Origin of the sequence: Arthrobacter sp. UYEF20 (assembly GCF_040546335.1) — a bacterium.
Taxonomy (GTDB): domain Bacteria; phylum Actinomycetota; class Actinomycetes; order Actinomycetales; family Micrococcaceae; genus Arthrobacter.
Genome location: NZ_JBEPNP010000025.1, coordinates 17,843 through 41,682, shown reverse-complemented (window position 1 = coordinate 41,682; position 23,840 = coordinate 17,843). Strand labels below are relative to the sequence as shown.

Genomic DNA, 23,840 nt, shown 5'->3' with positions numbered 1-23,840 from the left:
CGGGAAGTGCCGATATCATGGTGCGATGACTGGTTTGAGTGAAGACGAGCTAGTGCAGGTCTTCAAGGCGTTGGGGCACCCGACGCGACTATGCATCATGCGCTGGTTGAAAGAACCCGGGTCCTTCCCACCGCAGGAAAGGCCCGCTGAGGAGGTTGGTGTGTGTTTGAAGCACATCCAGGCCAGGGCCGGGGTGTCTCAGTCGACAGCCTCGCAGTTTATGGCGATCCTGCAACGCGCCGGTCTGGTGACAAGTCATCGAATCGGTCAGTGGACCCACTACCAGCGCAACGAAAAGCGCATTGGGGAACTGGGAAGCACCATCGCCACGATGATTTAGGGGGCGGAGCAGTCAGAGCCATGCACGCTGAGATCCTCCAGCGGACAGAGTCGGACGTGTCTACAGCTGCATGCTGAGGACTGTTCGGACGGGGATGCTCCCGCCTCGATCATCAGCGACGCGATGCATTCCGATTTTCTCAGCTACCCGCTCAGAAGCTCGGTTATCCGGATGGATGATAGCTATCAGTTCGGTGGCTTCAATATGTTCTCGGGCGTAGTCGCGACAAGCAGCGGCTGCTTCCGTCGCGTACCCCTGGCCGTGTAGGTCGGAACGCACGTGGTACCCGACCTCAAGCTTCTGCGCGCCGTTCACTTGCTGCCAGGTCAGGCCGCAGTCGCCTATGAACTCTCCGTCATGCGTCTCGATAATCCACAGGCCGTACCCGTGCTCCGCGCAGTTCTCCTGGTTCCAATGAATCCAGCTTGCTGCTTCCTCCTGAGACTTGGGTGCAGGGTAGAAGCGCATCACCTCGGGGTCTGCGAGCAACGCGGTCATGTTGTCGAGGTCCGCATCAGTCATCTCCCGGAACTGCAATCGATCAGTCGGTTGTGGCGTTAGCATCCAATGACTCTATTTCCATTGCGTGGCTAAGGCCCGCAAGCCGATCCCCTACCGGGCGTACTCGACGTGCGGCGGCTTCGATCAGGAGAGTGAGCGCGCCAAATGGGCGAGTTGGTCCACACATCGAGAAGGTCGACGGCCTAGGAGACTATTTCCGTTTCCTGTTCTTACGCTGCGGCTGGAGGCGCTGGCCCCTCCCTTCGATAGCTGAAGCTGCTGCTCCGGCTTGTGTTTCCTCCTCGGTCTTCCTGCCTTCCAAGATGGGCAGAGTAGGCAGGCCTTTCGCTTTACGGCGTTCGGCGAGGGCCCTCGCCGCCGGTGATCCTGGGGTGGGCATGCGTCGGATGACGAAGAACTGCTGTGCCATGGTCCAGAGGTTGGTGGTGGTCCAGTAGATGAGGACACCGATGGGGAAATTGATGCCGCCCACGCCGAAGACGACGGGCAGGATGTAGAGCATCATTTTCTGTTGGCGCATAAAGGGGCTGGCCATGGCCTCTTCGGACATATTCTTGGCCATGATCTGCTTCTGGGTGATGAACTGCGAGGCCGTCATGGCCAGGATCATCACGATAGTTAGGACCGTGACGGCGACATTGCCGGAGTCGTTGCGCAGTAGCACCGCTGACAGCGGAGCGCCGAAGATGCTGGACTCATCGAACTGCAGTACCTGTTCGTGGCTCATCGCGCCAACACCCTCACCTTCACGGGCGTTCGTGCTGATGCCGGACAGAACCTGGAAGAGCGCAAAGAAGAACGGCATCTGGATCAGCATGGGAAGGCATGCCGAGAACGGGTTGGTCCCGTGCTTCTTGTACATGGCCATCTGTTCCTGGGACATGGCCTGGCGGGACAGCTGGTCGGTCTTGCCTTTGTACTTGTCCTGAAGCTTCTTCAGGTCCGGCTGCAGGAGCTGCATGCCGCGCTGCGCCTTGATCTGCTTAACGAATACGGGAATCAGGGCGGCGCGGATGACCAGCACGAGCCCGATGATGGAAAGTGTCCAGGTCCAGCCGGATGCCTCAGGCAGGCCAATGGCGCTCAGTCCTTCGTGGAAGCCCACCATGATGATGGAGACAAACCACTTGAACGGGAACATGATCGTCTCAAAGAAGTCCATGCGATTCCCCTATTCGTCAGACCGAAAGCCCGGCCCACTCCATGAGTCCGAGCTGCCGTTGCATGTTGAAGCAGCCACGCACAACAGATTGTGGTGGATCTGGTCTTCAGGCCGAGCCCGGTGGCAGGCTTGGTACTTCATACGGTGAGCCTAACTCAGCAGCCAGCCTGGTGATCGGTGCCACCGCTGGCTGCCCACGCGGTGATTTGACGACCTGGACAGCGTGCCACGTGAGTGGACGGCTCCTGCAGGGCTGACTTTCCAACTCGGTCATGGAGCTAGGCTCTGGATTTAGTCGCTATTTGCCGGCGTTCAGTGATCGCCTAGTGTCGCACCCGCGCGTAAGAGGATCCTTTAGCGGACACCGGCCTCAGGATGAGATTGCAAGTTCGCTTCCCTGACGGATCGGGCTCCGGTGCGCTCCTTCCCCAGCCATCCGTGAAGCATGAGCACGAGCGCGGCACCTGACAGTAGCCCGTCAGCGAGTCCGGCGGGCAAAAGAAAAATCATTAGTACGAGCGTGACTACGCAGTTGATGAGTGAAAGCGCAAGGCCCCATAGGCGGTCCCGCCAGAGTGCAATACCGCCGATCACCCGGAGAATCGCGAAGACGCCGCTCATTGCCATCATGAGATAGAGGTTGTCCTGCAGGTAGGGCAGGGCGAATATCGTCGCGTTCCGGGTAATGACGTCCTGGGCGACGCCTAGGGCTAAGAGGACAAAGAGCCCGACGAATACGAGGCCCTCCATGAGAACACCCTGTGCAATGAGCAAGGCTGCCGCGCCGCGTAGCTCTCTGGTCGACCGTGGTTGCTTTTGCACGGCAGGAGTTTATCAGCGTCCGTTCGGGCCACGCACGAAGCTTAGTGTCCGTCCGCCCAATGCCGGTGCCTGCAAGCCGCTGGCTCAGCGGACGCCGCTGCGTCCGCTGAAGGAATCGGCGTACGGAACTTTGAAGTCCGTGGATCCTGACCGCCTGCGAGTACCGCAGTGTTCTGTTCCTGCTCTTGGTTCCCATGCTGCGGTATAGGGCCGGGACTAGTTGATGGGGACCGACGGTGTTTTGTGGAGCTGGGCGATGCCGATGACCGTGAGTGCGGCGGTGGCCAGCAGGACCAGGATCAACAGCCCCAGCAGGGGGAGTTCGTGGATGGCGAGCTGTGGAATGCGGCGCGAGGGCACTGCCAGGACGCCCACGAAAGCGCCGATCAAACCGAAGTAGCTACCGGTCATGAAACTGCGATGGGCCTTGATGTTTTTCTTCCAGATGGCCCACAGTCCTGCCGTCAGTGTGCAGAACGTCAGCACTGAGAGTGCGTGGAGCCAATTGAACCCGCCGTCGATGGTCCTGATTCCGAACGAGGTCAGCACCACGACATACATAGAAACAGCCCAGATTCGGCCCACGGCCCGGTGGACGCTGCCGCCTTTGGTCCGGCGCAACAGATTCACTGCTCCGAAAATCAGTGAGTAGCTGGCGGCGATTGCGTGAAGTGAGATCAGGATGGTCCAGGAGGATGACATAATCCGGAGCCTAGCGGAACGTGCCGCAGAAGGATCCTTTAGCGGGCGCGATGGACGTCAGTGGTGAAGCCTTTTCTGCTGGTGCGTTCTTGCAGTGTTTCAAGTTCTTGGAAGAAGGTCAGCTGCCAGCCAGCAGGACCTTGCACTCTTCCGTTGATGGTCTCGAACGGAGTTCTGATTGGGGGCGCGAGCACCTTCAACCCAAACTCTTCGGCGGAGGTCATCGCAGCTTCGGTGTTGTCCACCTCGAGGGCGATTCGGAGCGTAGGCCCTTCGGCAGATGGTGCGTTTTCGATAGCGTCAATGTTGCGAACGTGTGTGGGTGTGGCGAGCTCAATTGTCGCCGCGCCGACGTTCAGTATTGACACTCGATCCTCACCTTCAGTTGCGAAAGCGGGCTGTTCCGTCAGGCCGAGGACATCGCGGTAGAAGCGTAGGGCGCTATCGAAGTCGTCTGTTTCGATGATCAAACGCAATTGCTTGGGCTGCTGTGAAGGAGTCATGTCCATCATTTTGGAGGGTGACATGCGTGTCAGGTGCAAGCCCGTATCGATCCCCCAGCCGTTTCAGTTTTAGAAGTTCGGTTTCGACGGATTCCTTCTCGCTCTTCAGCCGCGCCTGCGCAGCAGTTAAGGAGGCCCGGAGCAGATCACGGTTTCTTAGGGGATTGACCAGGGCGGGAAGCAGTGTGCGAATTACGGAGCTGCAAAAACCAGCTTCAAACAAGTCTTGGATCTGAAGCACAAGTCGCTCGTCCTGGATCGAGTAAAAACGGTGGCCTGCCGAAGTGCGTTGCGGCTCAAGTAGGTCTTGCTGTTCGTAGTAGCGCAACGACCTGACGCTGACGCCAGTCTTCCTCGCGAGTTCTCCAATCCTCATGCCCCCATCTTCGCTGATTCCCGGCGCCCGTTCACCCTTCCTGTTACGGGATCGGCTAACGGACGGGCGGGGAGTGTGTGTGGACGTCGGGCAGCTCTGGCGGACGTACGCGAACGCTCGGGGGCCACGTGCTTGCTTAGGGCTTCGATGCATCGAGCAGACCTTGAAGCGAAGCTCGCGTGCTGAGTAAAGCGGCGTGCGCGAAGGACACGTCCGGGGAGCCAGCAACCAAGCACCAGAGAACGCCCGGTAACGGATCCCCTTGCGGGCTTTCCCGTGCGCCAATAGCGCTGTGAAAACGCCGTCATTTATCGCTGAAAGTCACAGATTTGGCCTGCTTGGCACTCGACAGCAGGGATCCCATAGGGGGGCCGGTGACGAATTTGCCAGACGTCACAAAATAGCGATACGGTACTTGCATGCACATGCAGGTATCTAATCATGAAGACCCAACATCGGTAGGGGGCCTCAGTGCGGCCTGGTCCCAGGTCGCCGTGTTTGCCTCGGCAATGGATGCCAGCCTCGGCAAGTGGCTGACGGATACCAGGGGGATCGGTCTCACCGACTACCGCGCCCTTGTGCATCTCAGCCAAGCCTCCGATAAGGAATTGCGTGTCAACGAGCTTGCCCAGCGGATAGGCCTGAACCAGAGCTCCGCCACACGCCTGGTGAGTCGCCTAGAAGCAAAGAACCTGACGTACCGCGACACCTGCCCTGATGATGGGCGCGGAGTCTATGCGGTCATCACCGAGCGCGGGGAAGCGATGCTCCGGGAGGTGCGCGGCATCTACGAGGAACGGGTGCGTGAGCTTCTGGGCAACATGGGCGCGTACTTTCCGGAGCTCGATGCACACCAGCTGACCGGTGCACTGCGAGACATTAGCAACCTCACCTCCCCTTAGTGGTTTAGGCGTTCAGTGGTGCGACAAAGCCACGCCATATTACATGCATGTACATGCAGAAACTTTACGAAGGAGTTGGATCGAATGAGTACCAAGGTCGAGATATTTATGGATTACGTGTGTCCTTTCTGTTTCCTGGTCGAGGAGGCAGTGGCCGAACTGCAGCGGGACCGCGATGTGGAGGTCGAGATCCGGTCGTTTGAATTGCGTCCCGATCCGGTGCCGACCTTACGGCCAGAGGACGACTACCTGCCACGGATGTGGGACGGGGCCGTCTACCCGATGGCGCGCCGGCTGGGCATGGACATCATCCTGCCCTCGGTGTCCCCGCAGCCACGCACGATTAAGGCGTTCATGGTGTTACAACTGGCGAACGAGCGCGGGATCGGGCAGGAGTATTCGGCGGCGATGTTCCGGGCGTTCTTCCAGCAGGACCGCGACATTGGCCAGGACAAGGTGATCATCAACGTTGCAACGACGGTTGGCCTTGACCGTGAGGAGGCGATACGGGCGCTCGGGAGCGAGGAGCGGCGTTCCAGGCAGCTTGCCGACCAGGAGTATGCGTCCGAGTCGGTGGGAGTAAGGGCTGTTCCCAGCTTCCGTGTCAACGGAAGGCTCTACCCGGGGGTGCTAAATGCCGATCGGCTGAAGCACGCCATCGATGAGGCGACCACGCGGGAGCCGCAGTCGTGAACCGCACCCACGCGGAACTTCTCGGTCTCATGGAAGAAGCGGTGGAGTTCGGCGTCCGCCATGTCGAAGCCGGCGGCCTGCCATTCGTCGGGGTTCTCGTCGGCCCTGACGGCTACGTCTCCGCACCAGGTGTCAACCTCGCCCACGAGACCGGGGACCCGAGCGCCCATGCGGAGATCGTGGCCATGCGCGCTGCCATGCGCGGCCAGGGGCTCAGCGACCTGCAAGGCACTTGGCTGTTGGCAACCGGCGAACCGTGCGGCCTGTGCTACCGCTTCGCCATCGACCACCGCGTCGGCCGAATATACGTTGCCGTGGACAGCGACATCGTGGCCGAGCAGGGATTCGACTACCGCGGCGGCTATGCGGCGTACGGAATCGACCGCACCCAGCTCGCCGACATGATGCACCGGCTTCCCGTCGAACACGGACTGGATCCGTTCCAACGATTTATGCACCTCAGACAGGGTGGCGTCAACGCGCCACTTACCCCAGCAACACCTACGAAAGGGAACAAATCATGAATTGGATCTACCTGGGAGTCGCCGTGATCTTCGAAATTGCGGTCGCTCTCGCAGCGAGCAAGGCACAAGGCTTCACCCGCTTGTGGTGGACCATCACCACACTCGTCAGCGGCGCAATCGCCACCTTCTTCCTCAGCCTGGCACTCCTGACCTTCGATGTGGGTGTCGGCTACGCGCTCTGGGTCTCGGTCGCCGGGATCGGCATCACCATCCTGGGCGCCATGCTCTTCGGCCAGCGTCTGAACTGGCGACAGGGAGCCGGCATCGGAATCGTCATCGTCGGCGTTGTCGGCCTCCAGCTCGGTGGCGCCGCGTGACAAAGTATGCGGCGCTAGCCCTGCCGCGCCAGACCTTCCACTTTTCCTTCCACCCTTCTCGAAAGGACTGACCAATGGGCGCAATACCCGTCACCAACCAGAGAGACACCGGCGCATGGCTTGTCTTGCTCCTGGCCGGAGTATTTGAAGTCGGCTACGCTCTCAGCGTCGCCGGCAGCCAAGGATTCAACGTCCTGGGCTGGTCGATCTCCGCCCTAGTGTTCTTCCTTTTGACGCTGTTCTGCCTCAGCGTCGCACTCAAGAAGATCGACGTGGGGATCGGTTACGCAGTATGGGCCGGAATCGGCTCGGTCGGCGCCGCCGTCCTCGGGCCGGTCTTCTTCGACGAAATACTCACCCCGGCACGCGCATTCTGGTTGGCCGTGATCATCGCCGGAGTCATCTGGCTGAAACTGGCCGACAGCCCGAAGTCCGAAAGAATGGAGAAGGCAACTATGGTTGGCGCCTCGCAGCAATAAACGGATGATCCCACGAAGTGCCTCCGGGGCGCAGCCGCCGTGGGGACAGCCTTCGCTGGTTTCTACCCCGCTGGTCCCGTTGGCATTCGCAGCCCACCTGGCTCCAATAATCGGGTGGGCTGCCCGGTGCTGACGGGATTCCGGTTGTCGCCGATGACGGTATCCCCGCTGATTCGTCATGAACCGGCTACGTATTCCTTCGTTAGCCGCGGGCGGTCGATTCTCGGGCAAGGAGCGTCGGTGGTAGGCAGACCCGGTTCAGCGACACCGCCCTCGACCGCGACGTCAAGGTTCCGCGGGCGAATCTCCGTGGGGCACATTCTACGTGCACACCTCAAGAAGGGTTCTGCAGCAGCCCGACCGCCCCAGTGGGAATTTCCATTCGCGACCCAAGCCTTAAATAATTCCTGCCACGCTCCCACTGAAATGCTTCTGCACTTTGAAAAGATAAGTGCCTGCACCGTAAGGGGAACCTTCACTGGAACGGCCGTTGGCACGCGTTGGTCCGAGTCGCCTTACCTGGTTCCCCTAGGGTGTTGTCATGACTGAGCGCTATTTCTTCTCCGCCGAAGCGGACAGAGTTGATCGTGCCCGCGTGCACCTGTGGCTCAGCGAGCAGTCATATTGGGCGCAAGGCCGGGTTCGTGAGAAGCAGGATGCAGCTATCGACGCCTCCCGGAACTACGGGGTTTACGACATCGGGACGGGAGAGCAGATTGCTTACGCTCGTGTCGTGACTGACGGCGTTACGTTTGCTTGGCTTTGCGATGTGTTCGTGGCGACCGAAGCCCGCGGCCAAGGCATCGGCAAAATGCTCGCGGCTGGCGTCGTGGCGGACCTGGAAGCTCTAGAACTAAAACGGATTCTGTTGTCTACCGGCGATGCTCACGGGCTTTACGCCCAATTCGGCTTCACCGAGCTGACAGAGCCATCGAGAATGATGGCTCGCGTCCGTTGACCCATCGGCTTACGGGACGATTCGAACACGCCCATACCGGGACGCCCCTTCCGGGACGAAGTGGCGGATCAACCGGCACAGAAATGCTCCTTTAGGTTCCCCAGAGGGAACCGCACAGCCACCAGCCCAAGCAGTTCTCCCAGTCGTAGTCGGTGCGAGTTGGCGACTTCAGCCCTGCCATAGGCTGATGAGATGACTGACAACGTAAGTATCAGAGTTGACGGCCGTGAAATTGTCGACGAAACGCTTTCACAACTCGCTCTGGTCAACTACGGGCATTTCACCGCGATGCAGATTCGCGGCGGGCGCGTACGGGGGCTTTCCTTCCATCTTGATCGTCTGCAATCCGCTCACGCTGAGTTGTACGGAACCGTCGTTGATCCTGCGATCGTCCTGGACAGGGTCCGGGACGCCGCGATTGATGCGCCTCATTCATACCTCCGGGTGACGCTCTTTGAGAGCGAGTCGGGGAAAATGCGGGTCATGACCGCTGTACGTCCGCCCGTTGCCCCATCCTCCGCACCGGTTGGCCTTCTACCGGTCATTTATCAACGGCCCGCCGCGCACATCAAACATGTGGGCAGTTTTGGCCAGCTGTACTTTGGTCGCTTGGCAACCCGGCAGGGCTTCGATGACGCACTTCTCACGACCGCGGACGGCGAGATCTCCGAGACGGCCACAGCCAATATCGCCTTCATTGACGGCGACGGAACCCTCGTCTGGCCATCAGCACCATCGCTATACGGGATCACTTGGCAGATACTTGACACGGCTCTTGCTAACGCAGGAATCACGACTCGCAGACAGCCCGTCACGCTCAACGATATTTCCGGATTCTCCGGAGCATTCGTCACGAATTCTGTCGGCGTCAGCGGCGTCTCAAGGATTGGCACAGTTGTATTCAACGACGAAGCGGCTGTTCATGCCATCGGGGAGATTTACGAATCCAGCCCATGGGACAGCATCTAGCAACCAAGCGGTCCACCATCGCGAATTCGCGCCTTCGTGTCCGGTAAAGGATCCCCTTGCGGGCTACCCCCCCTGCGCCAAATAGCGCTGTGAAAACGCCGCCATTTATCGCTGAAAGTCACAGGCCCCGGCCAGCAACTGCGCGGACCGTGCCGACGGGCTCCTACGGCACGGTGATCGACCGGCTAACGGGCGGCTGGCGGCGCCCTCGGGCGCCCCTGTTTCTCTATGCTCCCTATGTCCCGCATTATGACCGCTAGGCTCTATGGCTACCAGGTGATTGGGGGAAACATGGGAGTCTCGGACATCGGCTCTTCGGCAATGGAGCCGAAGCTTCGCCGCTATCCGGCCTTTGTCAGGTTCTGGCTGGCCTCGACGGTGTCCGATTTCGGCACCTACATAACCACCTTGGCTTTATCCGTTCTGATTTTGGTGACAATGAACGGCACACCATTGGACCAGGGTCTGGTCAATGCTGCCAGGTGGACCCCATATCTACTGTTCGGGCTGGTTGCCGGAGTCTGGATTGACCGGTTCCCCCGCCGAACGGTGCTCATCGGCGGAGACCTCGGCCGCGGCCTGATCCTCGCGGCCGTATGCGTCCCGGCAGTGGCGGGGGCCCTCTCGGTTCCGACGCTGCTGATTCTCATGTTCGTCTTTGGAACCCTCGCGCTGACCAGTGACGCTGCGTATCAGAGCTTCATCCCCCAACTGGTCCCCAGACCCCTACTGACAAAGGCAAACGCCCGACTCCAGCAGAGCGACACCGTGGCCCAAACAACGGGAAGCGCCGTAGCCGGTGGCCTGGTCGCAGTGGTGAGCGCCCCCGTGGCTCTTCTTTTGGATGCTGTCTCGTACTTCTTCTCGGCAGCGGTGCTCGTTACCCTGGAACGGCCATCCGGCCGGGTGCCGGTTCGAAGCAAACAAAGACTTCATCGAAAGGTCGCGGAGGGTCTGCGGTGGGTTTATGGCCATTCCCATCTGGCGCCCTTGGCGTGGAGTACCCACATATGGTTCATCGGTTCCGCCATCCTCGGGGCTGTCTTGCCGACTGTGATTCTGAATGACCTTCGGTTGGGCGCCTTGGGGTTGGGTCTGGTGATGGGGTGTTCCGGCATCGGGGCCGTCGCCGGCACCACACTGTCCACCCGACTGGGGCACCGATGGGGTACGGGCAACGCCATGGTTGCGGCGCGTCTGGCCCAACCCTTTGCTATCGCTTTGGTGGCGTTGGCGCCCCTCGCCGCCGGCGGGGAACGCACCGGAGAGATCTACGGTTCTCCGCTGCACTGGCCGGGAGAGTTGTGGGCTGCGTTTGCTCTGGCCGGCTTCGGGCAGCTGCTATTCGGCATGGCCATGGGAGTCGAAGGGCCACTGGAAATGGGCTACCAGCAGGCTGTGACGCCGGACAGGCTCATAGCCCGCATGAGTGCCACGAGACGGTCGGTGAACCGGGGAATGATCGTCATCGGAGCCCCCTTGGGCGGCGTCATAGCCACAGTCGCGGGTACCGATACGGCGCTCTGGGCCGCCGCCGCCTTCCTGCTCCTGGCCTCCCTCGTGCTTCTGTTCTCGAGGTTCAGAGACGCACGGATAGAAGAAGCACTCATTCCATAGGCGGTGGCCACCCGCTCCAAACAGCGCCCGGCCGGCCGACAAAGCAGCGCAACAGCTGGCCGGAGCGGTTCCCTCCGCAAAACCTTCGGATCACGCAATGGTCGCTGTAATGACGGAGTGCGGACGGCTTCTGACATTCCGTGCAGACGACTTCTGAAACTGACATTTTGGTCAGCGCTCCATGGGACTGAATAGCGGCCGGTGGAGGACCGGCTTACGGACAATCAACTGTGACTTATCCAAGTGCATGGAACGCGAGGTACCAGCGCTACGCTCATGCGATGGACTCGTCGACGTACCTTCGTGATCTCTTCGGCTTGCATAAGCGCGTGGCACTCGTGACGGGAGGAAGCTCAGGTATCGGCAAAGCAATTGCACTCGCGCTCAGCGGAGCGGGCGCACACGTGCTTATCGCAGCCCGGACCGCGGTGGCTATCGACGCGACAGTGGAGGAAATACGCGAGGTAGGAGGGTCCGGTGATGGCATCGTCGTAGACCTCTCGACCCGCGAGGGGGCACACGCCCTTGCCAATGCTGCCGGCGCTGTCGACATCCTGGTGAACTCTGCCGGTATCAATCTTCGCCCGGCCATGCCCAACCTCGACGAGTCAACCTGGGATACGACCATGCAGGTGAATCTCGAGGCCCCGTTTATCCTCGGGCAGCGCCTGGCACCAGGAATGGCAGAACGCGGTTTCGGCCGAATCATTCACATCAGCTCTCAACAGGCACGCCGTGCGTTCGCTTCAAGTGGCGCCTACGGAGTTTCGAAAGCTGCAATCGAGGCTTTGGCCCGATCGCAGTCCGAGGCTTGGGCGCCATACGGTGTCACCGCGAACGTATTAGTACCAGGCTTCGTAGAAACCCCCTTGAACAAGCGCCTCAGCTCGGACCCGGATGCCGTCAAAGCTCTGGCCAAGCGCACACTCGTCGGGCGAAATGGCACGCCGGAGGACTTCGCAGGTGCAGCAGTTTTTCTAGCCAGCGCTGCATCGACCTACGTCATCGGGCAGTTAGTCACCGTTGATGGAGGATTTTCGGTCCACTAAATCGGTTCGATGCAGGATCGGCTACCGGGCACCTATCCGTAGCTTGCCTAGACTCGAACGCATGGTCAACGTTGTTTGCGATGCGTATTCACGCAGAGCGGTGGAATACGTCGAACGCTTTGCTTCAATGGATGCTGTGCACCCTTCAGATCGTCAACTGGTGGCGACTTGGGCGGGCGGTGTCGAGGGTTTGGTACTCGACGCGGGCTGCGGTCCGGGCCAATGGACGAACTTTCTCAATGAAGCTGGGGTTCCTGCAGTTATCGAATGAACCGAGGCGGGCCGCTTATTGTTCGGCTAACGAGCGCCGCATGACGGACACTTCGTGGCACTAAAGTTCGGACCATGATCATTTGGCTCAACGGCACCCACGGCGCCGGCAAGACGACGACGAGCGCACTCGTGCAGCAGCTGATCCCGGATTCACGGGTGTTCGACGCCGAGAAGGTCGGCGAGACACTCATGGACATTACCCCGGGGCTGCCGAAGACGGACAACTTCCAGCACTGGCCGCCGTGGCGCCCGCTCGTAGTCGAGACAGCCCGCCGCGTACTCGAGTACACCGGAGGCACACTGGTGATGCCCATGACTGTCCTGGTTGAGGCGTACTGGCGCGAAATAAGCGCAGGCCTTGCCCAACATGCCATTCCGTTACGGCACTTCGTTCTCCATGCTGACCAAGACACCCTCCGCCGGCGCATCGCTGGTGACACTGTTCTTGGCCCCAATTCCCCGTTCCGTCTCAAATACCTTGAGGCGTACGCCGAGGCCGCCCGCACATGGCTGCCCGACGAGGCCGAGGTGGTCGACGCCAGCCACCTCACGCCTGCCCAGACCGCTCTGCAGATCGCAGAGGCCCTCAAGAGTTAAGGTCCACCGGACACCTGGACCAGGATCTCGTCGGCGGTCCTGGTCCAAAATGAAGGGCGTCATCGGTCATTCCACCAGGAGGGACGCTGTTCTTCTGCTTCACCGCGTGCCCCGGTGGGGGATCCCTCAGCGTGCACTGACTCCGGAGGGCAGAGGGCGGATGGTCAGTCCGCGGCGATCGAGCGCTCAAGGAGCCAATCGTTGATGCTGCTCAGGGCTGCTCGAGCCATGGAAGTCGGGTGCCCCGTGAAGGCGTGCGGCGAGGCAGGGTAGATGCGCAGGTCGACGGTGTTGCCAACGGCCGCGAGCCGTGATGCCATCACCAGGTTGTCTTCGAGGAGCACGTCATCCGCGCCGATCACGATCAGCACGGGCGGCAGATGCCTGAGGTTGGCGAAGACGGGCGATAGGTCGGGGTGGGTTCGGTCCGACGCCGCTCCGGCGTAGGCGTCGAGGAAGTACTCGTCAGCGATCAACCGACCCGCTGGGGTCCGGGCGGAGAGGTCGTAGGTTCCGCACTGAAGTACGCACCCGCCGAAAGCGGTCAGCCCTCGGTCGCGCATGCGGAGGAGCGTGGTCATGGCCAGCGTCGATCCCGCGGAGAACCCGCTGATGAGGACACTGGTCGTGCCGAAACGCGCTTGAGAGTGCTCGGCGAGCCACAACGCGGCGGTCTCGCAATCATCTGGTGCGGCAGGCCAGGGATGTTCGGGCGCAAGCCGGTAGTCGACGCTGACCACGGCGACCCCCAGCTCATCCACCAGCCGCCGATTCCGAAGGTCGCTGCCGGCCGCCGAGCCCATGAAGAACCCACCCGTGTGTATCTCCAAGACAACGCCGGTGGGCGGTCCGCTCACGGGCATATGAGTACGCACCGGGACGTCGCGACCGTCGGCTGAAACGACCTCGGCAGCCGGGAGGGGGTCGCAGACTGCCGGCGCAGGGGCTTTCGCTTGGAAAGCGTGGAGCTCTTCGAGGCTGCTCGTGCCGCGACCAGACTGCCGACTCGCGTAGAACGCGCGTGACTCGTCGACCAGGGCCCACAGCTCCGGATCAATCAGAGAATTCATGTCGAACAGCACCATTCAACTGTATGAGCCGGGCGCCGAGGCGCGCGACAGGACTGCCCGTAAGGCGGTCCCGTTATGCAACGCTCAGCAGGAAGGCCGTCGAAGAACACGGTTACGTTTGGGCCGGCTTGTGTTGGCATCGGCACTGGCGACCGCGTGAAGCAGCTCGGGTAACAACTGTTGAGGTCTTCGTTGGCAGTGTGGTCCGGCGGCGGGCGACCCCTATGGCCGGGCGCCACCGTCGAGTTTGCGCTGGAGTGCCGCGCGTTCGGCGGCGTTCCCGCACAGTTCAAGGGCCTGCAGGAGTGCGGAGCGTGCCTCGTCGCGACGGCCGAGCCGGGTGAGCATCTCGCCGCGGATCGCGGGGAGCAGGTGCGAGCCGGCGAGTTCGTCCCGTGACTCGATCGCGTCGACCAGCGCGAGGCCGTCCGCCGGACCGGAGGCCATCGCGACAGCGACCGCGCGGTTGAGTTCGATGATAGGTGACGGTGTCAGTCGTCCGAGGGCTTCGTAGAGGATGACGATTCGCTGCCAGTCGGTCTCTGCTACCGAGTGCGCCACTGCGTGACACTCGGCAATGGACGCTTGGAGGCCGTACGCGGCCAGTCCAGATCCGGCCCCCACGGCCCGTGCCAGTGCCGCACGTCCGCGCCGGATCGCTGACTGGTCCCACAGGCGTCGGTCCTGGTCCTCAAGAAGCACCGGGCTCCCGGAGGCATCGAGTCGGGCCGGAAATCGGGCGGCGGTGAGTTCCAACAGTGCGAGCAGCCCGAATACCTCGGGCTCGGGCGCGAGCCGCACCAGCACACGGGCCAGCCGGCGCGCCTCGCTGGCCAGATCCGCACGAATCCACTCCTCGCCACCCGACGCGAACGAGCCCTCCGTAAAGATCAGGTAGACGACCTGAAGCACCGAGCCAAGCCTCTCCGCCACCTCCTGCGGTTCGGGCACAGCAAACGGCACTCGGCCGGCGGCCAGCGTCTTCTTGGCCCGTGTGATGCGCGCCTGGATCGTAGGCACTGGCACAAGAAACGCCTTGGCGATCTCATCGCTGCCCATGCCGCCGACCACCCGAAGCGTCAACGCGATCCGCGCCTCCTTCGACAACACCGGATGGCAGGAGATGAACATCAACGCGAGCACGTCGTCGTCGATCGCGTCGGGGTCGAACAGGGCGTCCGCCCCCGGCGTCGAGTCGTCAAGGCCCCGGGCGAGGTGGGCATACCTTTCGTCGCGCACGGCGCTTCGCCGGAAGGCATCGATGGCCCGGCGGCGGCCGGTGGTGAGCAGCCACCCGACGGGCTCTGCAGGTACTCCGTTGACGGACCAGGAGACGAGTGCCTCGGCGAGGGCCTCCTGTGCGAGATCCTCAGCAAGCGGAAAGTCTCCGGTGTAGCGGGCGAGGGCGCCGACGATGCGGGCGGATTCCATCCGCCACACCGCTTCGACGGCGCCCCGCGCCTCGGTGGTGCTCACCGCCGGGTCAGAGCTGCGCGGTTTGCTCGCGCCAAGCGCGTTCCTTCTGGATCCACTCGTTGTCCTGCGGGAACTCGTCGATCGTCGTCACGCGGCGGATCTCGGTCTTGCTGCCCGCCGTGAGCGGCGCCCGCTTGGCCCACTCGATGGCTTCCTGCTTGGACGCGACGTCGAGGATGTAGTAGCCACCGAACAGTTCCTTCGTCTCCCCGTAAGGACCGTCTGTAACCACCGGGGTCTCGCCGGTGAAGTCAACGACGACGCCCTCGTTCGGATCGTCCAGGCCCTCGGCCGCCAGCAGGACGCCGGCGCGGATCAGCTCGTCGTTGAACTTGCCCATGCTCTCCATGATCTCCGCGAAGTCGATGTTCGCGAAGTTCGCGGACGACTCGTCCGTCGCCCGCATGATCAACATGTACTTGGCCATTTCATACTCCTTGGTTTTGGAAGGTCGCCCTTCGACCTTCTCACCCACAGGTCGAACGGCGCGAGGCCAGATCGACACAAGTCGAAGAATTTTTGCTTGCTTCCCGGGCGGGATGATTCGCCACCCCACGAGCAAGGCTAGCCTGACCGCTGTGACCGTATTATCCAAGACGCGAAGTCTGCGGTCAGGCCGCCCGTAAGCCGGTCGATCACCGTGCCGCGGGAGCCTGCTGACATGTTGTCAGTTTCCGAAGTCGACTGCACAGAATGTCCAAAGTCGTCTGCACAGGCCGCCGGTTGGGGGATCCCCTTGCAACCCGCGTCTTTCCGGCGTTCGGGGCTGGACGGTGCGAGTGTGGATTCTTGGTGGAGCAGGCGCGCCTGTCCGGGTGTCCGCTGACCTCGTTAAGGGGCCGGCCGAGTGTGGTCGCTGTAGTGCCTGAGGCCAGGAGCTGTTCTGTGGATGGTGCCGGTTGGGAATGCAGAGGCCCCTTCCCGCCAACGGCGGAAAGGGGCCTTGTGAGCAGGGAAACATCCCCTCACGTCCTAGCGTAACGGGGTCTCCCCCTGCACTTGTGGGCTGGGTCGGGTTGGCTGTGCGATGCTGTTCAGCGTTGGCCGCTATCCAACAACACAGTGGTAAAAGATGGTGCGTCTTGGTCCATACCGGGACGCACCGTCTCTACTCGGCGAGTTTGGTCACCGCTTGGGCCCAGAGGAAAAATTTGTTGGTGCCGAGGTCTTTGACGGTCTTGATGCCGAGCGCGGACTGGAGTTTTTCGGCGTCGGCGTCGGAGAGTCCCTGGAGTGCACCGACGGGTGCTTTGGCCAGTTCCTCGACGCTTTTGCCTTCGTAGGCTTTATCGAACTTCGTATCCAAACCTGCCATGGGTGATCCTCCGTTTCACAGCGGTCGGGGACGCCCCGGCCGCAGCCGATATGTCAGTGCCGGGAGGCACTGCGGCCATTCAACCACAGCCCCCTTGTGACTCCTGGGGAATGCTATTTGGCGTTGAGTTCTATGCGGCGGCAGGCGCCGGGCGGTTCAGCGGAAGCCGGCGTCCGCTTGGGGAGCCTTTACCGGGACACGCTAAGACGGGTTTGAACCCTCCGATACCCATCCCCGCCCAGGTTCGATTCTCCTCCGGCCACCACATGCGTTCCCAGAGGTCCGGATGCGGCGCTGCTAGCGTTTGTCGCGTGGATATATCTACATGGCACGTACCCGCTCCAGCCAATGGTGACAAGACTTGGACTCGACTTGCCAAACTTGTCGCAACCAACGACTTCGTGCTGCACGGTTCACAGACACCAGGTCTGTCAATGCTTGCCCCCAGGGCGCCCGTCGACTTCAGCCTTGACGAGTTCTCAAAGAAGACCGCCGTCTACGCGACCGAAGACCCTACCTGGGCTATTGCGTACGCGATCCGGTCATCGTCATGCCGACGTTTTTTAAATGCCTGCTTCTATCCGGGCGCAGCTGCCGGGCACTGGTCGGAACGGCGCATCTTTCTCTCATTCGCTTCAACCGAGGGTGGCCAGACTCCTACCAAGGCAGGGGTGGTGTACGTTCTTCCCAGCAGGAGTTTCACAAGGATGCCCAGCTATACGGACCCTGTTCTCGGCCCTATTACTGAGTGCCAGTTCATCAGCACCGAGCCCGTTCCTGTCTTGGCCGAAATATCAGTGGAGCCCCAAAACCTGCCACTCAGGCCGGCGCTCCACCACTTCGAAACCGTGTCTAGTCGCGCGTCTGCCAACCCGCTGGGTTTCCCATGGCTCGACTGAATAGTTGTCCATCTTCAACGCGCCCGTAAGCCGATCCCTCACCGCACTCGACTCTGACTCGTCCCTCGTGAGACGGCCACACCCAGGGCTAGGTGACCACCACGCCAAGCAGACTCTCCCCACGGAAAGGATCCCTGAGCGAAACACGTCTGCGTTGGAGGTGCCTCCGTGCGGTCAACGCCGCGAGAATACCTTAATGACCCCTCATGACAATGACTTCGAGATCCCTTTCACTCCGGTACCGCGCGACTTTTCCCGGGCACCAGATGCCGCCATCAGTACCGCAGGGCATGCGACTCGAGCTGAGTCGCTCACGCATCGTCAGCGGCAAGGAGCACGCGTTCGAGGAGTGGATGAACATGCTCAATTCGCGACCGGATGAACTGCAACAAGGACTCTCGGCGGAACGCGCGGCCTTTGAGGCAACGTTCCGAAATGTCGAAGCCGACGGCTCAACGTGGATCTATCATCTTGCTCTCATGGGCGAGGAATCGGGTGGGCTCGACGAGTCCATCCCCATTGATGCCGACCATGCAGCGTACAGCCGGCGTGTGAAAGAGCCCGGCTGGGAGGAACTCGAACCTCGCTTCATGCTCACGCCACATCATCTCCTCGAAGCAATGAAGCAATGAAGCAATGAAGCAATGAAGCACTGGGCCGCGACCGGACACGAGTGAGATCTGGATCAGTCGCGGGCGACGCCGCCCGACTGGTTCGGCTGCCCGTAAGCCGATCCCTCACTGCGGCACGAATCAAGTCAGAGAGCGGCAGCGCGGCCGACGATCATAGCTAGGAGGTCATCGAGAGTTCCATGGCACTTCTCCAACTCAGGTAGGTGGTAGAACGTGCTGGTGGTCGCAAGGTTGTTGATGACTTCGTCCGGAGAATGCAGGATTGTCCTTCTGCCTTGGGCGATCGCGATGCCGAGCTCAACGTGGATCCCCTTCCCGCCTGGAAGCAAGATCACGACGACGTCGGCACCTATCACGGCGTCTCTTTCACGCTGCCCGATCGAGCGCAGGTCACCGATGGTGACCTTACCCGCATCGCCGCCGACGCTTTCATGGGTCCAGTCGTACGTGTTGACGTAGCCCATGGTTTCCAAGGTTTGCGCGACGTACCGGACGTTGACGATATTCCTGAAGCTCGACGCAACATAGAACTTTTTCAAGGCCTCTGCCTCCTGATTGGAATTGCGACCATTGTTCCTTACTGAGCCGGCCCGGTGCGTCACGTACGTACCTAGAGGCATCCTGCACTGGGACAGTTCGCGAGGTATTGAAGGCTACGCGGCGCACCCAAAAATGTTCCTGCCAGGGGTGAGGATTGAGCCATGACAAAGCGCCGCCGCGGCCTAACCACCGCCGTGATCCACAAGCAGACTGGGTCCGTGCCGGTGACCCAAAGTGCATCCTCATGAAGCAGATGAGGCTCCGGTACGCCGGAGCGTGCCGCCTTTGTGGTGCCACTCTTCCGGCCGGGACAGAAGCAATCTATGAGAGCGAGACGAAGACCATCCGCTGCTTTGAGTGTGCCACCGCGGCTACGGAAACCATGTCCTCCAACCTGGAACCACCTCGTGATGACTCGTTGTCCACTGAATCCGGAGTAGCCGGGTCGTCCGCCCGGCGCGAATATGAGCGCCGCAAAGCGAAGGACGAGGAAAAGCTCCGCGAGAAGTGGGGTCGCTTCGGCGGCCTTGCAGTCGCCCTCTCTGACGAGCGGCCACACACCAAGTCCTGGGACCGAGGGGCGATCGGTGAGGAACGGCTCGGCGCTCGGCTAAATGCCCTGGCCGCCGATGGCCTGGCTGTCCTCCACGACCGACGCATCCCCGGCTCGAAGGCCAACATCGACCACATCGTCATCACTCCCGGTGGAATCTGGGTGATCGATGCCAAACGGTACAAGGGACGGCCTGAACTGAAGATCGAGGGTGGCATCCTTCGCCCACGCGTCGAGAAGCTCCTCGTTGGCCGGCGTGATTGCACGAAACTGGTCGATGGCGTGCTGAAACAGGTCGACATCGTGCGCGACCTTGTCGGGGAGGTTCCGGTCACCGGGGCGCTGTGCTTCGTCGAAGCAGACTGGCCCCTGATCGGGGGCACGTTCTCGACTCGTGGCGTTCACGTGCTCTGGCCGAAACGGTTAGCCAAAGTGCTTCAAGAGCAGTCAGCCGGCGACATTGATGTGGCGAAGATGCGTGAGTCGATAGCCTCGCGGTTCAAGTCTGCGTGACGTCAGGTATCGATGTTCAAAGCTGTCTGGAAGCACGCTAAGGCATCGGCTTCTTGGCACAGAAGGTTATGTCGCCATGGAAGAATCGGCGCATGACGGACAACTGGGAAAGTCGCGTTCAGGAGTTTTGGGCACAGGCTGATGACACAGACCCCGCCGGAACCTTCAGGAGCATCAGAGCGCTCGTCGATGAGCGGGCTGATGGGGATGCCGCGGCTCTGTACGAATGGGCTTCTGTTCACAACTTCCTGGGCAGCGAGACGGAAGCGATTCCCCTGTACCGCCTTGCACTCGACGCCGGTCTCGACGATAGAAGACGGCCTCAGGCGCTCATTCAACTCGCCAGCTCACTGCGCAATGTGGGCGAGTTCGAGGCGGCCATTCAAGTCCTCGAGGATGTAGAGGAAAACGACGTCGCCGGGGACGCGCATCGTGCCTTTCTCGCCCTTGCACTTTTTGATGCCGGCCGGCCGGATCAGGCTCTCCGTGTTGCACTCGAGGCCCTGGCTAAGACCCTTCCCCTCTATCGTCGCGCAGTCACCGGGTACGCGGCCGAGCTCATCCCGAGCCGCTGAAGTTCCCATCCAAGGTTCGTCACACGAACATCATCCTCGCAATGCATCGAGCGTGCGGTAAGGGATCCTCTAACGGGCGGACATACATGAACGTTTTGCGCATCGGTAGGCTAGGCCCATGGCGTTGGGGGACGCGGCGCAGCCGCAGGCAGTTCGATCACACAGGGTGGTCCTGGACGCGTACGCATTTATCAAGGGCTGGTTGATCGCCACTTCGCTCTGGGTAGGCCTACTGCTGCTCTTGGTTGCGGCAGGCTACGGCGTGCCCGCCGCGAGAGACGGCACCGATGCCGGCTACGTGTGGGGTTATTTGGGCATAGTGGTATTTTATGGCTTCGGAGTTTCCCTGGTTTTCGCGGCGCCACTGGCCTGGGTGTTGGCCTATCTTCTGCGCCCGGTCCGCAATCAATGGATCCACATCGGAGCCTTCTTCACGGTGCCCACCCTCGCGTTCTGGCTGCTGGGAAGCGTCCTGGGTCTCGGCTGGCAGCCCTTGCTGCTGATCCCATGGGCAACCGTTGGCGCAGCGGCAGCGATCGGCCGTTGGGCGGTCCGCAATGACGTCCTTTCCTCGGCTTCCGCAGCTGCCCCCGGCTGACCGCCCGCTGCATGATCGGCTTACGCAGGTGCGACATTAAGCGATCACAGAATGCCGCCACGAAGCGATCAAATCCACAGAACCGGGGCGCGGGCTGCCGCTTTTTCTTCGTCGAGCCAATTTTCCGCGGCAGGACGTCGCGCCACTTCGATGAGTCATCGACCCCGGGATTCTCGATTCGATGTTTGCTCGGAATCCTTCGTTTTCAAGAACAGCTGTCGCTTTCAGAGCCTGGAACTGCGTCGGACACCCCCCCATGAGTGTCCGACGCGTCCCACTGTTCAGGCAGTTGGCGTCACGTAGCCGCTGTCTGGGTTCAGAGGCTTACCAGCGCTCCTGCTCTGTCGGCCAGGGACTGAATCTTCGGGGACAATTCTTTGATTGCGGCAGCGTTGTCGGCTTCAGCCTTCTGCTCGGCGGAGAGGGTTATATGGTCCAGTTCGGCCCGGACACCCGTGGTTTGGGAGCATTCGTAGAGCGCTGAGGCGAGCAGGGATTCCTCCGCTGTGGGGATATAGCGGTTAGCCGGTCCTCCAGGGATGATCTCCACGCCTTTGGTTCCTGTAGGGGTGGGTCGCTCATCGTGGGGCCTTTCCAGCCCGCCGAGCGCGATGCCGAAGTCCATTCCCCAGGTTCCGCCGCCGGTCGTGACCGGATGCCCCTGATCGGAAAGGCAATGGGCGAGCTTGGCGGCCCAGCCCGGCATTGATGTTGAAACAGCGTTCATGGGTGCCGCGAGAAGCCGGGAATGCAGCTGGCGATACTGCAGCACTGTTGCCTCCGCGCCTTCTCCCAGTGCCTGCCAGGCCTGCTCGCCGCAAGTGTCGCTGATTGCTTCGTAGGCTGGGTCGTGGGGTATCAACTTGGCAGGGGTGGCCGGTACAGGATGGCCGAAGCCCCTGGCTGCGGCGTCTTCAGCCGACGCGAAGAAGACGTCCTGATCGGACACCTCATTCTGGCCCTGCACGGTGCTGAGCTTTTTTGGAATGAGGGTTGCAATGTCGGGGAATCCGTTGTCGGCGATGCAGCCGAGCCTCGTTACAGTCTGGGCGTGCTGGATGCGCTCAAGCTTGTCTGCCACGGACGTGCTGAAGGTGGCGCCCGCGGCAGTGGATCCTAGAGCTACGCCCCCTTCAGCTGCGGTGAGCTTGACTCCGGAAGGTTGGGTGGATGATGCACATCCGGCTAGCAGCAGACCGCAGACGGCGGCTCCTGCCACCAGTCCGCGGCGTACGAAGCTTGTTGTCTTTGGTGCGTTGACTCGTTCCATGGTGTCCCCCTTGGTTATGGATGGTTGTCGCCCCGCGGTGCGGACCGGAAACCGGAATGGATTTTGGGTGCAGCGATCAGCGGTACGACGACTGGTGCCCCGTCATACCTGTTGTTGGTTAGCCCGGATCAGGCCGGTTGTAGTGCGGGTGCGACGGTGCGCCGATGGTGCCAGCGCATCCATAGGGCAGCGATAGGTGCCGTCACGAGGACGGCGATGGTGAGCGTTCGGAGATCCTGGGCGGAAAGGATGCGTGGCAGGAAAAACTGAGCCATCAGTGGAAGCGCCAGTATTGAGAGCGCCACCGCCCAGTGCCGGCAGATTGCCGGGGCCGTCAGAGCGGCCGTGCCCAGGATGAGGGCCAGTCCAACGGCGTAACTAATCGAATGGGAGTCGACCGCAACGACGCTGCGCGCGTTGTAGAAGAAGATTGCCTGGCCAGGGAGTTGGAACACTGTCACGGCCAGCAGCCCTGCTGTGAGCAGCGGAGTGCCCCATCGGCCCAGCCGCAGCTGGTGGACAGTCCGGGTCGCGTTGCCGGCAAGAGCCAGTACAGCGGCAAGCACCATGGCCACGGACACGACAGGTGGCGGAGCCATAACCCCTCCGATCCAGCTGGACAAAGGGAGAAGTATCGACGTCAGGACAGCGAGGATCAGAAGCTGCCGGCGGGCAGCGCTGCGCTGCAGCACCGTGGCTACAAACACCGCGATCCACACAATATAGGTAGCTGCCGAGAGGGTCACGAATGGTCCCAGCTCCACCAGCCGTTCGGAGAATCCCGCTTCGGTGGGGCGCCAGCGCAGGCTGCCGGCCCTGACCCAGGGCCCCCATTCACCCAATAACAGCATCAAGACTGCCATCGAGGTGCCCAGCATCGTGGCGAGTGTCGATACACGATCGCGGGCCCGGGGACCGACCTTTCCAACAATCAGCAGGAGCCGTGCCGCAGTGCCGCTGACGAGAATATTGGCCAGATCGAGGACGGTCGCCCTGCTGCGCTGCTCTGCCGCTGCCACCTCAAGGAATACGCCGATGAGTTCCTCCCCGGACTCAGCACGCCACTGCCTGGGATAGGAAGCCCGGACAGCTGCGCGGTAAGTCTCCTCCATCCGCGCTTCGGGCCTCATGCGGTCATCCCGGCGGCGCGCACTCCCAGGTTCGCCAGTGCGTGCCTCGCGTTGGCCTCGAGCCGGGCGGCCTCCGCGCCCAGCCGCTGTGCCCCCTCGTCCGTCATTTCGTAGTAACGCCGCAACCGGCCATCAACGATCTGCTCGCCGGCCGGGACGACCAATCCTTCTTCCTTAAGCCGGTCAAGAACGGCATACAGGGTTCCCGGCTTCATCTTCACGCGGCCCTGGGAGAGGGACTCCGTTTCGGCCAGCAGGGCATAGCCATGCATCGGGCCGCCTGCCAAGGCCGAGAGGACCAAAAACGTCGGTTCGCGCATCTCCTGCTTAGTCATGCAAGGAGAATATTCATTTTAACTGAGTATGTAAAGCCTGCGCCTGAAATTTTTTTCGCGCCGCCCAGGTAACAGGCTCTTTCGCCCGCCGGCATCCGGAAACCTGCCGCAAATTTTGCTGAAGCGGCC

30 protein-coding genes are annotated in these 23,840 nt (G+C 61.5%); 16 read left to right on the top strand and 14 right to left on the bottom strand.

Annotation, left to right across the window (positions count from 1 at the left end; all coding sequences use genetic code 11):
* Nucleotides 1-25 precede the first annotated feature (25 nt).
* On the top strand, nt 26-340 hold the full coding sequence (locus tag ABIB26_RS20515) for an ArsR/SmtB family transcription factor (protein WP_354247466.1): 315 nt from the start codon (nt 26-28) through the stop codon (nt 338-340).
* Nucleotides 341-400: 60 nt separating this feature from the next.
* Here the strand turns inward: ABIB26_RS20515 and ABIB26_RS20510 are convergent, their stop codons facing one another.
* The 6 genes from ABIB26_RS20510 to ABIB26_RS20485 all read right to left on the bottom strand — a co-directional run bounded on the left by ABIB26_RS20510 (nt 401) and on the right by ABIB26_RS20485 (nt 4,427).
* On the bottom strand, nt 401-904 hold the full coding sequence (locus ABIB26_RS20510) for a GNAT family N-acetyltransferase (RefSeq protein WP_354247463.1): 504 nt from the start codon (nt 902-904) through the stop codon (nt 401-403).
* 148 nt (nt 905-1,052) lie between these two features.
* Nucleotides 1,053-2,024 (bottom strand): membrane protein insertase YidC, encoded by a 972-nt coding sequence (gene yidC, locus ABIB26_RS20505; RefSeq protein WP_354247461.1) that lies wholly within the window; start codon nt 2,022-2,024, stop codon nt 1,053-1,055.
* Between the two features lie 354 nt (nt 2,025-2,378).
* Complete coding sequence (locus ABIB26_RS20500; RefSeq protein ID WP_354247459.1) at nt 2,379-2,774, bottom strand: hypothetical protein; 396 nt, start codon at nt 2,772-2,774, stop codon at nt 2,379-2,381.
* Nucleotides 2,775-3,062: 288 nt separating this feature from the next.
* Nucleotides 3,063-3,548, bottom strand: coding sequence for a DUF2306 domain-containing protein (locus ABIB26_RS20495; RefSeq protein WP_354247457.1), 486 nt, complete (start codon nt 3,546-3,548; stop codon nt 3,063-3,065).
* A 38-nt stretch (nt 3,549-3,586) separates the two neighbouring features.
* Nucleotides 3,587-4,051 (bottom strand): VOC family protein, encoded by a 465-nt coding sequence (locus tag ABIB26_RS20490; protein ID WP_354247455.1) that lies wholly within the window; start codon nt 4,049-4,051, stop codon nt 3,587-3,589.
* Nucleotides 3,990-4,427, bottom strand: a complete 438-nt coding sequence (locus ABIB26_RS20485; RefSeq protein WP_354247453.1) for a MerR family transcriptional regulator — start codon at nt 4,425-4,427, stop codon at nt 3,990-3,992. The genes ABIB26_RS20490 and ABIB26_RS20485 overlap by 62 nt, the downstream gene beginning before the upstream one ends.
* A gap of 419 nt (nt 4,428-4,846) precedes the next feature.
* Here ABIB26_RS20485 and ABIB26_RS20480 point away from each other — a divergent pair, with 419 nt between their 5' ends.
* The 11 genes from ABIB26_RS20480 (at nt 4,847) to ABIB26_RS20430 (ending at nt 12,805) form a co-directional block, all read left to right on the top strand.
* Nucleotides 4,847-5,329 carry a MarR family winged helix-turn-helix transcriptional regulator gene (locus tag ABIB26_RS20480; protein WP_354247450.1) on the top strand — a complete coding sequence of 161 codons (483 nt, stop codon included), beginning with the start codon at nt 4,847-4,849 and terminating at the stop codon, nt 5,327-5,329.
* A gap of 84 nt (nt 5,330-5,413) precedes the next feature.
* Nucleotides 5,414-6,022, top strand: a complete 609-nt coding sequence (locus tag ABIB26_RS20475; protein WP_354247447.1) for a DsbA family oxidoreductase — start codon at nt 5,414-5,416, stop codon at nt 6,020-6,022.
* A complete protein-coding gene (locus ABIB26_RS20470; RefSeq protein WP_354247444.1) occupies nt 6,019-6,546 on the top strand; it encodes a nucleoside deaminase in 528 nt (175 codons plus the stop codon). Before ABIB26_RS20475 ends, ABIB26_RS20470 begins: the two co-directional genes overlap by 4 nt.
* Nucleotides 6,543-6,863, top strand: a complete 321-nt coding sequence (locus tag ABIB26_RS20465; RefSeq protein WP_354247441.1) for a DMT family transporter — start codon at nt 6,543-6,545, stop codon at nt 6,861-6,863. Before ABIB26_RS20470 ends, ABIB26_RS20465 begins: the two co-directional genes overlap by 4 nt.
* Before the next feature lie 74 nt (nt 6,864-6,937).
* Nucleotides 6,938-7,342 carry a DMT family transporter gene (locus ABIB26_RS20460; RefSeq protein WP_354247439.1) on the top strand — a complete coding sequence of 135 codons (405 nt, stop codon included), beginning with the start codon at nt 6,938-6,940 and terminating at the stop codon, nt 7,340-7,342.
* A 541-nt stretch (nt 7,343-7,883) separates the two neighbouring features.
* Nucleotides 7,884-8,300, top strand: coding sequence for a GNAT family N-acetyltransferase (locus ABIB26_RS20455; RefSeq protein ID WP_354247437.1), 417 nt, complete (start codon nt 7,884-7,886; stop codon nt 8,298-8,300).
* Nucleotides 8,301-8,492: 192 nt separating this feature from the next.
* Entirely contained in the window at nt 8,493-9,269 is a 777-nt protein-coding gene (locus tag ABIB26_RS20450; RefSeq protein ID WP_354247434.1) for an aminotransferase class IV, read from the top strand.
* A 237-nt stretch (nt 9,270-9,506) separates the two neighbouring features.
* On the top strand, nt 9,507-10,886 hold the full coding sequence (locus tag ABIB26_RS20445) for an MFS transporter (protein ID WP_354247431.1): 1,380 nt from the start codon (nt 9,507-9,509) through the stop codon (nt 10,884-10,886).
* A gap of 281 nt (nt 10,887-11,167) precedes the next feature.
* Entirely contained in the window at nt 11,168-11,935 is a 768-nt protein-coding gene (locus tag ABIB26_RS20440; RefSeq protein ID WP_354247428.1) for an SDR family NAD(P)-dependent oxidoreductase, read from the top strand.
* 61 nt (nt 11,936-11,996) lie between these two features.
* A complete protein-coding gene (locus tag ABIB26_RS20435; protein ID WP_354247426.1) occupies nt 11,997-12,206 on the top strand; it encodes a hypothetical protein in 210 nt (69 codons plus the stop codon).
* A 74-nt stretch (nt 12,207-12,280) separates the two neighbouring features.
* Nucleotides 12,281-12,805: an AAA family ATPase gene (locus tag ABIB26_RS20430; RefSeq protein ID WP_354247423.1), complete on the top strand. Its 525-nt coding sequence runs from the start codon at nt 12,281-12,283 to the stop codon at nt 12,803-12,805.
* 164 nt (nt 12,806-12,969) lie between these two features.
* Here the strand turns inward: ABIB26_RS20430 and ABIB26_RS20425 are convergent, their stop codons facing one another.
* From ABIB26_RS20425 to ABIB26_RS20410, 4 genes are all read right to left on the bottom strand, one after another.
* A complete protein-coding gene (locus ABIB26_RS20425) occupies nt 12,970-13,875 on the bottom strand; it encodes an alpha/beta hydrolase (protein WP_354247420.1) in 906 nt (301 codons plus the stop codon).
* A gap of 222 nt (nt 13,876-14,097) precedes the next feature.
* Complete coding sequence (locus ABIB26_RS20420; RefSeq protein WP_354247418.1) at nt 14,098-15,351, bottom strand: RNA polymerase sigma factor; 1,254 nt, start codon at nt 15,349-15,351, stop codon at nt 14,098-14,100.
* A gap of 7 nt (nt 15,352-15,358) precedes the next feature.
* Nucleotides 15,359-15,778, bottom strand: coding sequence for a YciI family protein (locus ABIB26_RS20415; RefSeq protein ID WP_354247415.1), 420 nt, complete (start codon nt 15,776-15,778; stop codon nt 15,359-15,361).
* A 681-nt stretch (nt 15,779-16,459) separates the two neighbouring features.
* Entirely contained in the window at nt 16,460-16,666 is a 207-nt protein-coding gene (locus ABIB26_RS20410; RefSeq protein ID WP_354247412.1) for a hypothetical protein, read from the bottom strand.
* Nucleotides 16,667-17,855: 1,189 nt separating this feature from the next.
* Between ABIB26_RS20410 and ABIB26_RS20405 the strand changes: the two genes are divergently transcribed.
* Nucleotides 17,856-18,197 carry a DUF6176 family protein gene (locus tag ABIB26_RS20405; RefSeq protein ID WP_354247409.1) on the top strand — a complete coding sequence of 114 codons (342 nt, stop codon included), beginning with the start codon at nt 17,856-17,858 and terminating at the stop codon, nt 18,195-18,197.
* 125 nt (nt 18,198-18,322) lie between these two features.
* Here the strand turns inward: ABIB26_RS20405 and ABIB26_RS20400 are convergent, their stop codons facing one another.
* On the bottom strand, nt 18,323-18,736 hold the full coding sequence (locus ABIB26_RS20400) for a hypothetical protein (protein ID WP_354247408.1): 414 nt from the start codon (nt 18,734-18,736) through the stop codon (nt 18,323-18,325).
* A 383-nt stretch (nt 18,737-19,119) separates the two neighbouring features.
* On the opposite strand from ABIB26_RS20400, the gene ABIB26_RS20395 reads away from it, so the two are divergent.
* The 3 genes from ABIB26_RS20395 (at nt 19,120) to ABIB26_RS20385 (ending at nt 20,976) form a co-directional block, all read left to right on the top strand.
* A complete protein-coding gene (locus ABIB26_RS20395; protein WP_354247405.1) occupies nt 19,120-19,803 on the top strand; it encodes a nuclease-related domain-containing protein in 684 nt (227 codons plus the stop codon).
* Nucleotides 19,804-19,895: 92 nt separating this feature from the next.
* Entirely contained in the window at nt 19,896-20,378 is a 483-nt protein-coding gene (locus ABIB26_RS20390; protein WP_354247402.1) for a tetratricopeptide repeat protein, read from the top strand.
* 118 nt (nt 20,379-20,496) lie between these two features.
* Nucleotides 20,497-20,976, top strand: a complete 480-nt coding sequence (locus ABIB26_RS20385; RefSeq protein WP_354247399.1) for a hypothetical protein — start codon at nt 20,497-20,499, stop codon at nt 20,974-20,976.
* A 316-nt stretch (nt 20,977-21,292) separates the two neighbouring features.
* On the opposite strand, the gene ABIB26_RS20380 is transcribed toward ABIB26_RS20385, so the two are convergent.
* The 3 genes from ABIB26_RS20380 to ABIB26_RS20370 all read right to left on the bottom strand — a co-directional run bounded on the left by ABIB26_RS20380 (nt 21,293) and on the right by ABIB26_RS20370 (nt 23,711).
* Complete coding sequence (locus ABIB26_RS20380; RefSeq protein ID WP_354247397.1) at nt 21,293-22,246, bottom strand: hypothetical protein; 954 nt, start codon at nt 22,244-22,246, stop codon at nt 21,293-21,295.
* Nucleotides 22,247-22,374: 128 nt separating this feature from the next.
* A complete protein-coding gene (locus tag ABIB26_RS20375) occupies nt 22,375-23,376 on the bottom strand; it encodes a hypothetical protein (RefSeq protein ID WP_354247394.1) in 1,002 nt (333 codons plus the stop codon).
* Nucleotides 23,373-23,711 carry a PadR family transcriptional regulator gene (locus tag ABIB26_RS20370; protein WP_354247392.1) on the bottom strand — a complete coding sequence of 113 codons (339 nt, stop codon included), beginning with the start codon at nt 23,709-23,711 and terminating at the stop codon, nt 23,373-23,375. Before ABIB26_RS20370 ends, ABIB26_RS20375 begins: the two co-directional genes overlap by 4 nt.
* Nucleotides 23,712-23,840: the final 129 nt, after the last annotated feature.

Bases quoted from the DNA above. Each gene is read 5' to 3' on its own strand.
- ABIB26_RS20515 (WP_354247466.1), top strand. From the start codon at position 26: ATGACTGGTTTGAGTGAAGACGAGCTAGTGCAGGTCTTCAAGGCGTTG.
- ABIB26_RS20510 (WP_354247463.1), bottom strand. From the start codon at position 904: ATGCTAACGCCACAACCGACTGATCGATTGCAGTTCCGGGAGATGACT.
- yidC (WP_354247461.1), bottom strand. From the start codon at position 2,024: ATGGACTTCTTTGAGACGATCATGTTCCCGTTCAAGTGGTTTGTCTCC.
- ABIB26_RS20500 (WP_354247459.1), bottom strand. From the start codon at position 2,774: ATGGAGGGCCTCGTATTCGTCGGGCTCTTTGTCCTCTTAGCCCTAGGC.
- ABIB26_RS20495 (WP_354247457.1), bottom strand. From the start codon at position 3,548: ATGTCATCCTCCTGGACCATCCTGATCTCACTTCACGCAATCGCCGCC.
- ABIB26_RS20490 (WP_354247455.1), bottom strand. From the start codon at position 4,051: ATGACTCCTTCACAGCAGCCCAAGCAATTGCGTTTGATCATCGAAACA.
- ABIB26_RS20485 (WP_354247453.1), bottom strand. From the start codon at position 4,427: ATGAGGATTGGAGAACTCGCGAGGAAGACTGGCGTCAGCGTCAGGTCG.
- ABIB26_RS20480 (WP_354247450.1), top strand. From the start codon at position 4,847: ATGCACATGCAGGTATCTAATCATGAAGACCCAACATCGGTAGGGGGC.
- ABIB26_RS20475 (WP_354247447.1), top strand. From the start codon at position 5,414: ATGAGTACCAAGGTCGAGATATTTATGGATTACGTGTGTCCTTTCTGT.
- ABIB26_RS20465 (WP_354247441.1), top strand. From the start codon at position 6,543: ATGAATTGGATCTACCTGGGAGTCGCCGTGATCTTCGAAATTGCGGTC.
- ABIB26_RS20460 (WP_354247439.1), top strand. From the start codon at position 6,938: ATGGGCGCAATACCCGTCACCAACCAGAGAGACACCGGCGCATGGCTT.
- ABIB26_RS20455 (WP_354247437.1), top strand. From the start codon at position 7,884: ATGACTGAGCGCTATTTCTTCTCCGCCGAAGCGGACAGAGTTGATCGT.
- ABIB26_RS20450 (WP_354247434.1), top strand. From the start codon at position 8,493: ATGACTGACAACGTAAGTATCAGAGTTGACGGCCGTGAAATTGTCGAC.
- ABIB26_RS20445 (WP_354247431.1), top strand. From the start codon at position 9,507: ATGTCCCGCATTATGACCGCTAGGCTCTATGGCTACCAGGTGATTGGG.
- ABIB26_RS20440 (WP_354247428.1), top strand. From the start codon at position 11,168: ATGGACTCGTCGACGTACCTTCGTGATCTCTTCGGCTTGCATAAGCGC.
- ABIB26_RS20435 (WP_354247426.1), top strand. From the start codon at position 11,997: ATGGTCAACGTTGTTTGCGATGCGTATTCACGCAGAGCGGTGGAATAC.
- ABIB26_RS20430 (WP_354247423.1), top strand. From the start codon at position 12,281: ATGATCATTTGGCTCAACGGCACCCACGGCGCCGGCAAGACGACGACG.
- ABIB26_RS20425 (WP_354247420.1), bottom strand. From the start codon at position 13,875: ATGAATTCTCTGATTGATCCGGAGCTGTGGGCCCTGGTCGACGAGTCA.
- ABIB26_RS20415 (WP_354247415.1), bottom strand. From the start codon at position 15,778: ATGGCCAAGTACATGTTGATCATGCGGGCGACGGACGAGTCGTCCGCG.
- ABIB26_RS20410 (WP_354247412.1), bottom strand. From the start codon at position 16,666: ATGGCAGGTTTGGATACGAAGTTCGATAAAGCCTACGAAGGCAAAAGC.
- ABIB26_RS20405 (WP_354247409.1), top strand. From the start codon at position 17,856: ATGCGACTCGAGCTGAGTCGCTCACGCATCGTCAGCGGCAAGGAGCAC.
- ABIB26_RS20395 (WP_354247405.1), top strand. From the start codon at position 19,120: ATGTCCTCCAACCTGGAACCACCTCGTGATGACTCGTTGTCCACTGAA.
- ABIB26_RS20390 (WP_354247402.1), top strand. From the start codon at position 19,896: ATGACGGACAACTGGGAAAGTCGCGTTCAGGAGTTTTGGGCACAGGCT.
- ABIB26_RS20385 (WP_354247399.1), top strand. From the start codon at position 20,497: ATGGCGTTGGGGGACGCGGCGCAGCCGCAGGCAGTTCGATCACACAGG.
- ABIB26_RS20380 (WP_354247397.1), bottom strand. From the start codon at position 22,246: ATGGAACGAGTCAACGCACCAAAGACAACAAGCTTCGTACGCCGCGGA.
- ABIB26_RS20375 (WP_354247394.1), bottom strand. From the start codon at position 23,376: ATGAGGCCCGAAGCGCGGATGGAGGAGACTTACCGCGCAGCTGTCCGG.
- ABIB26_RS20370 (WP_354247392.1), bottom strand. From the start codon at position 23,711: ATGACTAAGCAGGAGATGCGCGAACCGACGTTTTTGGTCCTCTCGGCC.